Consider the following 11,947-nt stretch of genomic DNA (forward strand, 5'->3'; position numbering starts at 1 on the left):
CAATTATAATTCCGAGTAAACATATATGAATTACAAAATAAGTTTGGATAAGGGGATTATCCGATGGCGAAAACAGCGGTTTTGGTAATTGCTCACGGTTCACCCGATCCTGACTGGTTGGCGTTGGTGGAATCAGCCGTTTGGCAGTGCCGCACTGATTTGCCAATTCGGGTAGCTTACTTGGGAGGAGTGGAAGGACGAAGTATCAGCGAGGAAGTGAAACGTCTGGAAGCATCAGGAGCGACAACGATTGTCGTCGTTCCGCTATTCGCTACGGCAGGAAGCAATCACGTAGGGGAAATCCGCGCGATGCTTGGACTAGACCCATGGCCGACAGGAGAGACAGACCTGATTCGCGTTCCGGTTCAGGCAAGAATTCTCTGGTGTCCACCATTGGAGGATCACGGAAATGTCGAGCAGATCGTGGCAGAGCGAATCGCAAGTCTATCACGCTTGCCTAGTCAGGAGGCTTTGTTGCTCGTCGGGCATGGCAGTGACTTGCCTGGATGTCATGAGCGGTGGGAAAAGCTGCTCTTGCGTCTGACATTCCGCTTGCAAAACCGCTATGCATTTGCCGCTGCCGGATATGCGACACTGAGGCCCGATACTCTGTACGATCAAGCCTGTTCACTGGCACAAAAAGGGGATGTCATCGTGCTTCCTCTGTTCGTCAGCCAGGGCTATTTCACGCGACAAGTAATCCCGAAACGGCTTGCGGGCTTGGCTTATCGCTATGAGGGCAGTGCGTACTTGCCCCACCCCCTGATTGCGGACTGGATGAGCCAATCGATTCGAATGGCATTGGTAACTGACATCTTCACACAAAGGAGCATGTACGAGCATGGCAGAGAGAAAGCAGTGGAAGTGGGCTGCTGATCCATCCCTCAACAAAATGGAGTTTACGAAGCTGGAAAAAGACGGACTAGACGTCATTGAAACGATCGTAAACACCTATTCCAAAGAAGGGGTTTCGTCGATTGAATCTTCTGACATGGATCGATTTAAATGGGCAGGCATCTATCAGCAGCGACCAAAGAACGGCCACTTCATGATGCGCGTGCGCATACCTGGAGGCATTTTGAGCAGCGAACAAGCTCGGGTGCTCGCCAACATCGCGGAAGATTGTGGACGTGATCTGGTGGATGTGACCACACGTCAGGCCGTGCAATTTCACTGGCTCACGGTAGAATCGCTCGCTGACATTTTTGATCGGCTCGCCTCTGCGGGACTATCCTCTTTTGAAGCATGTGGAGACTGCCCGCGGCAAATCATGGGGAACCCACTGGCAGGAATTGATCCGCATGAAGTGCTGGATACACGTCCTATCGTAGCGGAGCTGGAAAAGTTCTTCTTGCTCAATCGTGACTTCTCCAATCTGCCACGCAAGTACAAAATATCGCTTTCTGCCAATATTCATAACGCCGCGCATGCGCAAATCAACGATCTGGCTTTCACTCCGGCTAAAAAAGTCATTGCTGGCGAGGAAGTAATCGGCTTTCATGTATGGGTAGGTGGCGGCTTGTCAGCGAAGCCATACTTGGCGAAGCAACTGGATGTGTTCGTTCGACCAGAGGAGGTCGTCAAAGTGGCGGCAGGAGTTACGACTCTGTTCCGCGATTTCGGCTACCGTCAAAAACGTACCCATGCACGTCTTAAGTTTTTGGTCGCTGACTGGGGACCGGAAAAGTTCAAGGAGCAATTAATGGAGCTGATTGGCGAGCTTGAGCCGGGTGGTATCGATTTAACCTCGGGCTGGAATGGTGGATATTTTTACGGCATTCACGAGCAGCGCCAAGCAGGACTATATTACGCAGGCTTGTCTGTTCCCGTTGGACGGATGAATGCAGGGGAGCTAACTGAACTTGCCCGTCTGGCAGACGAATATGGCGATGGAACGATTGGCACCTGTAACACCCAAAATGTCCTGATACGCAACATTCCCGAAGCGAAGGTCGCAGCTTTCCGCAATGAGCCGATGATTGTGAACCGTTTCAAATTGCAGCCCAATACGTTTGTCGGGTATGCCGTATCGTGCACAGGTACTGAATATTGCAATCTGGCTATCGTGGAGACCAAGGAGCGGATGCGTTCGCTGGCTCAATTTTTGGATGATACGGTCGTTCTCGAAACGCCGCTGCGCATTCATATGATCGGTTGCCCGAATTCTTGCGGTCAGCGCCAAATTGCGGATATCGGACTGCAAGGCTCACTGGTCAAGACATCGAACGGAATGGTAGAGGCGTTTGACATCTACGTAGGTGGGACACTGGAGGAGCCGCAATTCAACCGCAAGCTCAACGCGCGGATTACTGTAGACAGACTCGGTCCGTTCCTTGCCCAATTGATTACGCTGTACAAGGCGGATCGTCAGGAAGGCGAACCATACTGGCGCTATGTGGAGCGGGTAGGACTTTCCCATATCCAAGCACAGGTTGACTCTATTCTGCAACCAGCGTAATACAGGTGCGGGTATAGCCAGGTTAGGGGGGACATGTCATGGCAGAGGAAACAGAGAGCTACCTTTACAAGCTGGAAGCCGTGCTAGAGGAAGGTCGGTTACTGACGGTAGTGGTCATCGCCAAAACGGATGAGCGAGCCTTCACTTCAGCTGAGAACAATCTCTTGCGACATACGATAGTGCCACCGCGTATCAAAGAGATGAGCTTGGTTGAAAAGAAGCCGTTCGGACGCCAAGGAGTCGGGTACGTAGTGGAAACCTCTACGTTTACTTAAATATGGTGAGGGCTCTTCCTGTGAAGGAACCAAGCAGCAAGGAGGACGGATTCGTAATGAACACAGGCAGAGTCGTTTTTGTCGGAGCAGGGCCTGGTGACCCCAAGCTGCTGACGATTCGCGGCATGGAGTCGCTTCGGCTTGCGGATGTGATTGTGTACGATCGCCTAGCAAGCCCGCAGCTTCTCTCGTACGCAAAAAAGGGAGCCACCCTCATCTATTGCGGGAAAGAGGCGGATCATCATACATTGCCGCAAGAAGAGATCAACCTCCTTCTCATCCGGGAATCTCAAAAAGGGAAATATGTCGTTCGACTGAAAGGCGGGGACCCGAGTATGTTCGGGCGGGTAGGAGAGGAAGCACAGATGTGCCGTGACCATTCTATTCCGTTTGAGATCGTCCCAGGGATTACTTCCGGGATGGCGGCTCCGCTCTATACGGGGATTCCGCTGACTCATCGTGACTACAACTCTTCCGTCGCTTTTGTCACCGGTCACTTGTGTGAAAAAAATGCGGGAAAGGAACCGGACTGGGCTGCCCTCGCCTCGATGGAAACGTTGGTCATCTACATGGGTGTGAAAAATCTGCCTCGCATCAGGGAGCGCCTTCTTGCGCATGGAAAAGACATCCATACGCCCGTTGCTCTCGTGCGCTGGGGGACGGTGCGTGAGCAGGAGACGTTGATCGGCAAGCTTGGGACGATAGATAAGGAAGTCGAGCAGGCTCGTTTTGCCGCACCCGCTATCATTATCGTAGGTGAGGTCGTCCGTCTGCGGGAATCGCTGAATTGGTACGAATCACGCCCCTTATTCGGACAACGGGTAGCCGTTGCAGGAAGAGCAAGCGATGAAGGAAATAGCGAGCTCGTAATTGCATTGGAGCAGTTGGGCGCCGAAGTCCTACCGATTCCTTTGAGCGAACGTTGCACGTTTGACACACCATTGACAGAGCTTGCCACTTATCGTTGGCTCGTCTTCGAGAATGAGCAGCAAGTATCCTTTTTTACTTCTGCCTTGCGACAACAGCGTTTTGATGTACGGCGCTTGACGAACAAGCTGGCTGTTTGTGGGCAACTGGCTTTTGAGGCTTTCGAGAAACGGGGGATATATCCGGACTTGGTGCTGGATGAAAACACATCACTGCTCGCATTCCCTGACCTGCTTGCCTTGGAAAAAGAAGAGCAGGTGCTTTATATAGGGGCAAGGAAGCCGCAAAGAATCACGCTGGACCACGGCAAGGTGATTCAAGTGATCCAAGCAGGCACGGTGGAATGGGATGAGAAGCAGGTCGGTACGAAAGAGGCAGGATTGTCATTTGATTGGATAGCGACGGATGACGCTCATACGCTGTCAGCTCTGGCGCAATTCGCCGGCGATACCTGGTCAAAGACACCGATCGTATGTGTCGGGAAGGAAACAGCAGCTGCAGCGAGAGAAATGGGCTGGCAAACCGTGAGCAGCCAAGAAGATAAAGCGATCCATATAAATGAGCTCATGGCGTGGCGCCCATGCCAAGCGTGGGCAGACTCTTGTCTTGTCGACGACTAGTTCGCAGGAAGGATCGTACGCTGAATGATCAAGGAGGGGGCATATGAGCCAGCTGAATTTTGCGACAGCTACAGAGGAACAACTCGCTTCCATCAATAATAGTCTCGCAAAGGGCGACACCATAGATGTAATCAGATGGGCCTACCAAACGTTTTCAGATGATTTGATTTATTCTTGTAGCTTTGGGGCCGAGGCCATGGTGCTGCTCGATATGATCAGTGGAATAAAAAAGGATGCCAAGATCACTTTTTTGGATACGAATCTCCACTTTTCCGAGACGTACAGCTTGATTGAGCAGGTGAGAGCGAGGTATCCTGCGTTGCGGATATCGGTCAAGCAGCCGGACATCACGCTGGCACAGCAGGCAGACCTCCATGGCGAAGAATTGTGGAGCAGGCAGCCGGATATGTGCTGCCATATCCGCAAAGTACAGCCGATGGAAAGTGTGCTGACCGGAGCGGTTGCATGGTTGTCAGGACTACGCAGAGAGCAGTCGGCCACGAGAGCGAATGTCGATTTTATCAATCGCGATGAAAAATTCAAGTCGCTAAAAATTTGCCCGCTCATTCATTGGAAGTCGGAGGAAGTATGGCAGTACATTCGGGCATTTGAATTGCCGTACAACCCCCTTCACGACCAGAGCTATCCGAGCATCGGCTGCGCTCCTTGTACTCGTCCTGTAAAAGAGGGCGAGGATTCGAGAGCAGGGCGCTGGGCGCAAGCAGGGAAAACGGAATGTGGCTTGCATCTCGCAAGGTAACGAAAAAGAGAAAAACAAACCATGGATAGGAGGGACTTTTGTATGAGTGGGAAACCTCACGGGGGAGAGCTGGTAAACCGTTTTGATCCACAGGCAGACCTGTCGGTGACTACGCATGAGGTAGAGATAGATGCATTTGCACTCGCAGATCTGGAGTTAATCGGGATTGGGGGCTACAGTCCGCTTGAGGGATTTTTGAATCGTGCGGATTATATTTCTGTCGTAGAGCAGATGCGACTGGTAGATGGTACCGTTTGGAGCATTCCGATTACGCTTCCGGTCTCGACCACTGTCGCAGGAGCCTTGCAGATTGGAGACAAGGTGCGGTTGAGCCATAAAGGTTCGGTCTATGGCATTCTTGCGATCACCGATATTTATTCACCTGACAAGGAGCGTGAAGCCCGGCTCGTCTATGGTACCGACGATACGAATCATCCCGGGGTGAAAAAGCTACTGGAGCGTCCCGCCGTTTATTTGGCTGGCCCAATTACGTTAGTAAGGCGCACCGAAAAAGGTCGCTTTGCCAGCTATCACTTCGATCCGGCACAAACGAGAGAAAGATTTGCCGAGAAGGGCTGGAGAACGATTGTCGGCTTTCAGACGCGCAACCCAGTCCACCGCGCGCATGAATACATCCAGAAGTCAGCACTCGAAATCGTCGACGGTCTCTTTTTGAATCCTCTAGTGGGCGAAACGAAGGCAGATGACATCCCAGCGGATGTGCGGATGAACAGTTATCAGGTATTGCTGGAGAAATACTATCCGGCTACCCGGGTAGAGTTGGCCGTATTCCCAGCTGCGATGCGTTATGCAGGACCGCGGGAAGCGATTTTTCACGCATTGGTGAGGAAGAATTACGGCTGCACTCATTTTATTGTAGGTCGGGACCACGCGGGTGTTGGCAACTATTACGGGACGTACGATGCCCAGCATATTTTCCGCCAGTTCCAGCCAGAGGAGCTAGGGATTACGCCATTATTTTTCGAGAACAGCTTTTATTGCAAGAGCTGCGAAAACATGGCCTCTACCAAAACATGCCCGCATGGTAGTGAGCACCATGTCGCGCTGTCCGGAACAAAAGTGAGGGAAATGCTGGCGCGCGGGGAGGCTCCGCCACCTGAATTTAGCCGTCCTGAGGTCGCGCTGGTATTGATCGAAGGGATGCGACCGGTGTCCGTATCATAATCGGCTAGAAGAAAGCGGTTGTAAGAGAGGAGAGAGACGATGAGTAGAGAGGGCACCGCGAATATCGTATGGCATCCAACGACGGTAACCAAACAAGACCGTCAAAAGCGTGCGGGCCACAAAAGCTGTGTCTTATGGTTTACGGGGCTGTCTGGTGCGGGCAAATCGACGTTGGCCAATGCAGTCGAACACGAATTGCATCAAAGAGGACTGGCCAGTTACGTACTGGATGGTGACAATATACGTCACGGCTTAAACCGCGGATTGGGGTTTGGGACAGAGGACAGACGGGAAAATATTCGCCGAATTGGCGAGGTCGCGAAGCTGTTCGTAGATGCAGGCTTGATTACCTTGACGGCATTTATCTCTCCTTATCGGGAAGACCGGGAGCTTGCGCGTAATCTGGTAGAGGCAGGAGAATTCATCGAGGTATACGTAAAATGTTCATTGGATGAGTGTGAGCGACGGGATGTGAAGGGACTATATCAAAAAGCGAGAAACGGAGAGATTGGTCAGTTTACGGGGATTTCAGCACCGTATGAAGAGCCTGTTCAAGCGGAACTGGTCATTGAAAGCGACAAGCAGACAATTGAAGAATCTGTCCAGAGTGTCCTTACATACCTGGAAGAGCAGCAAATTCTCTAATTTTATGGGGATGTAAAAAAGCACGACGCGAGAGGCGCCGTGCTTTCTTCGTGAGGGAAAATATTACTTCGTAGTGGTCGCTGCTTCTTCAGCTTCCAGATCCTCAGTCAATTCTTCCATCCATTTTTGTTGATCAACCATGCTTTCAGCGATTGGACGAACAAAGCCTTTGTCGCTAAAGCTGTTGATTGCTTTTTCATCTTTCACCAGCTGTTCTACAGTCAGACCAGCATCTTTTGCTGGTGCATTGAACTTGGTTGCTTTTCCGAAGTTGTATGCATATTGATCAGCAGCCAGACCGATTGTCACTGCTTGCTTCATTTCAGGAGCTTGGAAAGTTACGCTCAGATCGCTTGTTTGTTTCACAGGCATTTTGTTGCTGTCGATGTAGAAGTCGAGGTTCCAAGCGAGCTTGTGGAAGCCTTCTTTTTTCATTTCTTCTACGATTTTTTCAGGTGTGTATACTTTACCTGTTTCATCCAGCCATTTTTTCGCTTCAGCCATGCTTTCGTTGATCATTGCTTCTGCATTTGCACGCTTCTCAGCCTCTGTAGTTTTCTTGCCCAGTTCTGGATACAGATCTTCTGTCATGGAAGTGGTCAGTACCATCATATCGATCGCAAAATCTTTTACTTCTTTGCTAGCTACTGCATCGTTAGCTGTGAAGAAGAACATTTTCACGAGTTCTTTTGCGTCGATTTTTACAGTTACGTGAGTCGCTTCTACTTTCTCACCGTTCGGCAATGTAACGGATTGTTTGCCATGGTTTTTCGCGTCTGTCAATGTATAGCCATATTTACTTACATACTTTTTAACAAAGTTGAAAGTAAGGTCGTTCATTTTGTCTTGGTAGTCTTTCAGCTTCGCAGCGTTAGCAGCATCGGAGCCGCCAAACTCAGCCATGAAAGGATTGGATGCGCTCGAATCGATTACCAAGTACTTGCTGTCCAGTGGAGACTTCACATAGACTTTATCTTCGTCAACGATCGTTTCAACAGATGCTTTTTTGTCACCTGTCCACAGCTTGTTGTCGCGCAGGAGTTTGTCGTCTTTTACTTCTACTTCAAACTTCACAGTATCCATATCCAGCTGGGAGCCTTTTACTGTTACGCCTGCTTTCAAAGCGGACAACAACGCCGTTCCTTCTTTGTCAGCCGTTTCTCCGAATGCTTCAGGCAATTTCTCAACGTCGCCTGTCAGCTTCAAGGAGCCTTCAAAATCATAGTTTGGCTTTTCAATTGTCGCTACGATAGAATCACGCACCAGGGATGCCTCGCCAGCACAACCGGTCAGCAATACTGTACCTGCTACCAGAAGGGCGCTTCCTTTTTTCCACATGATGTTGTTCCTCCCCTATGTATATTATTTTTTTATTCCCCTCTTCTTCTACGCACAAATAGAGAAAAGGTTTCGCAAAAACGGAAAAAAATCACAATCCAGCTAATTCTGCCCCATTTTCGTGGTAAAATGAAGGGGAAAAGATGGTTAGTGAAGAAAGGGCGTTGCAACATGTGGTCGTGGCTTCAAAAGCTGATGAACTTTTTTCAGGGAGAAAGAGAAGAAGAAATAGAGGAAGAAGGCCGTCCAGCAGGTACCGGTAACCCAACAGGTAATCCCGTTCCCCGTCAGCCTCAGCCTCAGGCGAAAACAAAAAGCATCTACCCAAAAGAACGGGTAAGCAATCGAGATATAGAAGACAATGTGCGTCAAAGAAGAGAGCGTCAATTTCGTTTTCCAGTTGTCCCGGATGACTATTTGGACAAGAAGCGTAATCATAGCGTAAATCCTGCCGAATCGAATGAACGCAGTCGTCAGCAGGCACCTCGTGAGAGATTCGAGCCCAAGCGTGAAACGGTGCGGCCAGCAAATGATCGTGTGCTGGAAACAAAGACAGAGCCTGTTTTCGAGAAAAAGAAACCTGAGCTTGTCAAAAACAACATCGAGATACCGCAGCGTCCAAACCGTACGCCGAAAAAAGAAGCGGAAAAAGTAACGAGACCCGTTTTTTCTACAGAAGAAAAGCGTGCCTACCAGCCGTCTGAAATCGTTTCCCCTGTTTATGGGAAGATAACCCCGGCGACGCGCGAGGCAGAGCATCGGATTCATACGACTGCAGGAATCATATATCCGCGTCTGGAGCAAGAAGAGCATTTGCAGCAGGTGAAGCAGTGGGAACAAGAGATGAGCGAGCGGTATTTTCCAGAGGAGCAAGAGACTGCTTCTTTTGAGCAAAATGAACCGCAGCATGTTGTTGGAGATGAATCTATACATAACGAAAGAGAAGAGACTGCTTCGGAGTCTGCTATGGCAGAAGCTCTTGATTCAGAACGAGAGGTTGCTGCTTCCATGCAAATGGAAGAGACGGTAGCAGAAGAAATAGCAGGGAAAATGATAGATACGGAGTTGCAAGCTACGGATCTGCAAGAGTCTGATGTTGATGCTTTTGAGCCAAAAGGCGAAGAGATTGTAGCTCGGGAGAATGAGGAAGAAGAGGCACAAACTGAAGAGATAGAACTTGCAGAATCAATGGCGAGCGAGAATTCCGAAGAGAAGGAATCGGAGTCTATTGGGCAACCAGAACCGACAGACTACTCTCAAACGATGGAAGAGCGACTAGCCCATGAGGAAGCCGAGCATAGACTGATCACTACACGCAGTGCGGTTGTGCAGGTGGAGAGCGAGAATGTTTGCGATCATGTGGAGTCTCCTTCTGTTGGGGAGGAGAATCAAGAAGACGAAACAGCGCTAGGGAGAGATGGCCTCGAAGAGCCTGCCTATGCATCTGCAATTAGCAGATTGCTAGAAAGGGCAGAAGTAGATTCACCACAGGAGCTCAGTTCTGCAGAAGTGGGTTCGGTTTCCGAAGATACGCCAGGGCCAACTGAGCCAACTGAACCTGAATCTATTATTCAACAAATTGTGGAACCAGTTGTGGAATCTGTAGAACCGATTGTAGAACCAGTTGCTGAATCCGTTGCAGAAACCATACCAGAATCCGTTCCAGTCTCTGTCCCTGCTTCATCCGCTGCACTGCCCGTGAACATATCTCAGGTATCCATGACGAAGCAATCTGCGTCTGCTCCGGTAAAAGACTCGTCCAATGAAGCGGACCAAGGAGCAGAGTCAGCACAGCCGCCATACGACTTGCCGGATTTGGGACTGCTGAATCCGAGCCCGCCGGTTAGCGATGACGACGATGAGCATACCCAAATTCAAAAGCTGTTATTGGAAGAGACGCTCGCGAATTTCAATGTCAGCGCTCAGGTAGTAGGGATTGTCAAAGGTCCATCCGTGACGCGCTTTGAGCTGCAACCGGCTCCCGGCGTAAAAGTGAACAAGATTACGGGATTGATTGACGATATCAAGCTGAATTTGGCTGCCAAAGACATTCGCATCGAGGCACCGATTCCAGGTCGCAATGCCATCGGAATCGAAGTCCCGAATATGTCCAGCCAGCCTGTATTAATCGAAAAGATCATCAGCTCTGACAAGTTTCAGGAGCATTCCTCTCCGCTGGCGGTCGCACTCGGTATGGACATCGGCGGAGAGCCGATTATTGCGGATATTAAAAAGATGCCGCACGGTTTGATTGCCGGCTCGACAGGCTCCGGTAAAAGTGTCTGCATCAACTCTATCATCGTCAGTCTGCTTTACAAGGCGACTCCTGAGCAGGTGCGATTGCTCTTGATCGATCCGAAAATGGTGGAGCTCGCCCCTTACAATCATTTGCCGCATCTGGTTACGCCGGTCGTGACGGAGGCCAAGCAAGCAACGGCTTCTCTCAAGTGGGCCGTGGAAGAAATGGAGAAGCGCTATGCGCTGTTCGTAGATGCGGGTGTTCGCGATATTGACCGCTACAATCAGACGACAGATGATCAGCTTCCTTATATCGTAATCATCATCGATGAGCTGGCTGACCTGATGATGGTCTCGCCGCAGGATGTGGAAGATTGCATTATCCGGATCGCTCAGAAGGCACGTGCTTGCGGTATTCATTTGCTTCTAGCGACACAGCGCCCATCTGTAGATGTTATTACCGGAAACATCAAGGCAAACGTACCGACTCGTCTTGCTTTTGCCGTGTTCTCCCAAGTTGACTCACGTACGATTCTCGATCAGTCTGGGGCAGAACGACTGTTGGGTAGAGGGGACATGCTGTTCCTTGAGAGCGGCACGACTCCGGTTCGTCTGCAAGGGAACTTCGTTTCAGATGACGAGATCGAGCGAATCACGCACATGATCAAAAAGCAAAGAAAGCCTGCGTACATTTTCAGCAAAGAAGATTTGGATCAGCAGGTTGCATCGTTTGACAGCGGAGATGATCCGTTGTATCTGGAAGCGCTCGTGTTCGTGGCCGATCAAGGACAAGCTTCTGCATCTGGATTGCAACGCCGTTTCCGCGTCGGATATAACCGTGCCGCTCGTCTCATCGAAATGATGGAGGCAGATGGGTACGTCGCAGGACAAAGCGGCGGTAAGGCTCGCGCTGTCCTTATTTCCAAGGAGGACGCACAAGCCGTAGTGGAGGGATCGACACTCCTGTAATAAATGAGGGTCTTGCATCGAGCAAGGTCCTTTCTAATCGGACGAGTTGCCTAAATATTCAGTAAGGTAGTATGCTATAGGATAGATGTGAGATGGAAAGGAACGATGACGATGAATCCGCTGGCGAAAAAGTATCAGGAGATTGACGACAAAATTGTCTTGTTCAATGAAGAGTATTATTTGAGCGTGGAAAAAATCGACATTACCGCAATGACGCTGGAAAAAAGGGAGTCTCTCTTTAACCAGCTGTACGATTTCGACAGTTCGGATATGGAACTGGAGATCGATGTCTCCGAGGAAGAAAAGGGCGTCTGGTACCTGCAATTACTCGTACCGCATGTATTGACATTGCCTGAGGCTGCCAAAAGACGCATCGAAAATGGAACCAATCAACTCACCCAGCATTTGAGTGAACAGGCAGATGAGCTCGTGAGAACGCAATTGCTCGGGGAAGAAATTTATACCTATGTGAAACGCTACAATCCGGATTTGGAGCGTATTGCCTAATAACAAACATCCATCTATCCCACAA

At 50.1% G+C, this 11,947-nt stretch carries 10 protein-coding genes; 9 read left to right on the forward strand and 1 reads right to left on the reverse strand.

The window, feature by feature from the left end; genetic code table 11:
• Positions 1-63: 63 nt before the first annotated feature.
• From C7R92_RS25155 to cysC, 7 genes are read left to right on the forward strand one after another with little or no spacing between them, the layout of a single operon-like run.
• Positions 64-876 (forward strand): sirohydrochlorin chelatase, encoded by an 813-nt coding sequence (locus C7R92_RS25155; RefSeq protein WP_106836038.1) that lies wholly within the window; start codon positions 64-66, stop codon positions 874-876.
• Complete coding sequence (locus C7R92_RS25160; protein WP_106836039.1) at positions 842-2,458, forward strand: nitrite/sulfite reductase; 1,617 nt, start codon at positions 842-844, stop codon at positions 2,456-2,458. The genes C7R92_RS25155 and C7R92_RS25160 overlap by 35 nt, the downstream gene beginning before the upstream one ends.
• A 38-nt stretch (positions 2,459-2,496) precedes the next feature.
• Positions 2,497-2,733, forward strand: a complete 237-nt coding sequence (locus C7R92_RS25165; protein ID WP_106836040.1) for a DUF3906 family protein — start codon at positions 2,497-2,499, stop codon at positions 2,731-2,733.
• Positions 2,734-2,789: 56 nt separating this feature from the next.
• The gene (cobA, locus tag C7R92_RS25170; protein WP_244195812.1) at positions 2,790-4,280 is read left to right on the forward strand and encodes a uroporphyrinogen-III C-methyltransferase; all 1,491 of its coding nucleotides are present in this window, start codon (positions 2,790-2,792) and stop codon (positions 4,278-4,280) included.
• Positions 4,281-4,323: 43 nt separating this feature from the next.
• On the forward strand, positions 4,324-5,040 hold the full coding sequence (locus tag C7R92_RS25175; protein WP_106836041.1) for a phosphoadenylyl-sulfate reductase: 717 nt from the start codon (positions 4,324-4,326) through the stop codon (positions 5,038-5,040).
• 42 nt (positions 5,041-5,082) lie between these two features.
• The gene (sat, locus tag C7R92_RS25180; protein WP_106836042.1) at positions 5,083-6,225 is read left to right on the forward strand and encodes a sulfate adenylyltransferase; all 1,143 of its coding nucleotides are present in this window, start codon (positions 5,083-5,085) and stop codon (positions 6,223-6,225) included.
• A gap of 39 nt (positions 6,226-6,264) precedes the next feature.
• Positions 6,265-6,870: an adenylyl-sulfate kinase gene (gene cysC / locus C7R92_RS25185; RefSeq protein ID WP_106836043.1), complete on the forward strand. Its 606-nt coding sequence runs from the start codon at positions 6,265-6,267 to the stop codon at positions 6,868-6,870.
• Positions 6,871-6,933: 63 nt separating this feature from the next.
• Here cysC and C7R92_RS25190 read toward each other — a convergent pair whose 3' ends face one another.
• Positions 6,934-8,208, reverse strand: a complete 1,275-nt coding sequence (locus tag C7R92_RS25190) for a hypothetical protein (protein ID WP_069847729.1) — start codon at positions 8,206-8,208, stop codon at positions 6,934-6,936.
• Between the two features lie 171 nt (positions 8,209-8,379).
• Here C7R92_RS25190 and C7R92_RS25195 point away from each other — a divergent pair, with 171 nt between their 5' ends.
• Together C7R92_RS25195 and C7R92_RS25200 are read left to right on the forward strand one after the other, a co-directional pair.
• Positions 8,380-11,415 carry a DNA translocase FtsK gene (locus C7R92_RS25195; protein ID WP_106836097.1) on the forward strand — a complete coding sequence of 1,012 codons (3,036 nt, stop codon included), beginning with the start codon at positions 8,380-8,382 and terminating at the stop codon, positions 11,413-11,415.
• 111 nt (positions 11,416-11,526) lie between these two features.
• Positions 11,527-11,922, forward strand: coding sequence for a hypothetical protein (locus C7R92_RS25200; RefSeq protein ID WP_026043245.1), 396 nt, complete (start codon positions 11,527-11,529; stop codon positions 11,920-11,922).
• The last annotated feature ends 25 nt before the right edge of the window (positions 11,923-11,947 follow it).

This window comes from Brevibacillus porteri (genome assembly GCF_003013475.1).
GTDB classification, from domain to species: domain Bacteria; phylum Bacillota; class Bacilli; order Brevibacillales; family Brevibacillaceae; genus Brevibacillus; species Brevibacillus porteri.

Bases quoted from the DNA above. Each gene is read 5' to 3' on its own strand.
- C7R92_RS25165 (WP_106836040.1), top strand. From the start codon at position 2,497: ATGGCAGAGGAAACAGAGAGCTACCTTTACAAGCTGGAAGCCGTGCTA.
- C7R92_RS25160 (WP_106836039.1), top strand. From the start codon at position 842: ATGGCAGAGAGAAAGCAGTGGAAGTGGGCTGCTGATCCATCCCTCAAC.
- cobA (WP_244195812.1), top strand. From the start codon at position 2,790: ATGAACACAGGCAGAGTCGTTTTTGTCGGAGCAGGGCCTGGTGACCCC.
- C7R92_RS25195 (WP_106836097.1), top strand. From the start codon at position 8,380: ATGTGGTCGTGGCTTCAAAAGCTGATGAACTTTTTTCAGGGAGAAAGA.
- C7R92_RS25175 (WP_106836041.1), top strand. From the start codon at position 4,324: ATGAGCCAGCTGAATTTTGCGACAGCTACAGAGGAACAACTCGCTTCC.
- sat (WP_106836042.1), top strand. From the start codon at position 5,083: ATGAGTGGGAAACCTCACGGGGGAGAGCTGGTAAACCGTTTTGATCCA.
- cysC (WP_106836043.1), top strand. From the start codon at position 6,265: ATGAGTAGAGAGGGCACCGCGAATATCGTATGGCATCCAACGACGGTA.
- C7R92_RS25155 (WP_106836038.1), top strand. From the start codon at position 64: ATGGCGAAAACAGCGGTTTTGGTAATTGCTCACGGTTCACCCGATCCT.
- C7R92_RS25200 (WP_026043245.1), top strand. From the start codon at position 11,527: ATGAATCCGCTGGCGAAAAAGTATCAGGAGATTGACGACAAAATTGTC.
- C7R92_RS25190 (WP_069847729.1), bottom strand. From the start codon at position 8,208: ATGTGGAAAAAAGGAAGCGCCCTTCTGGTAGCAGGTACAGTATTGCTG.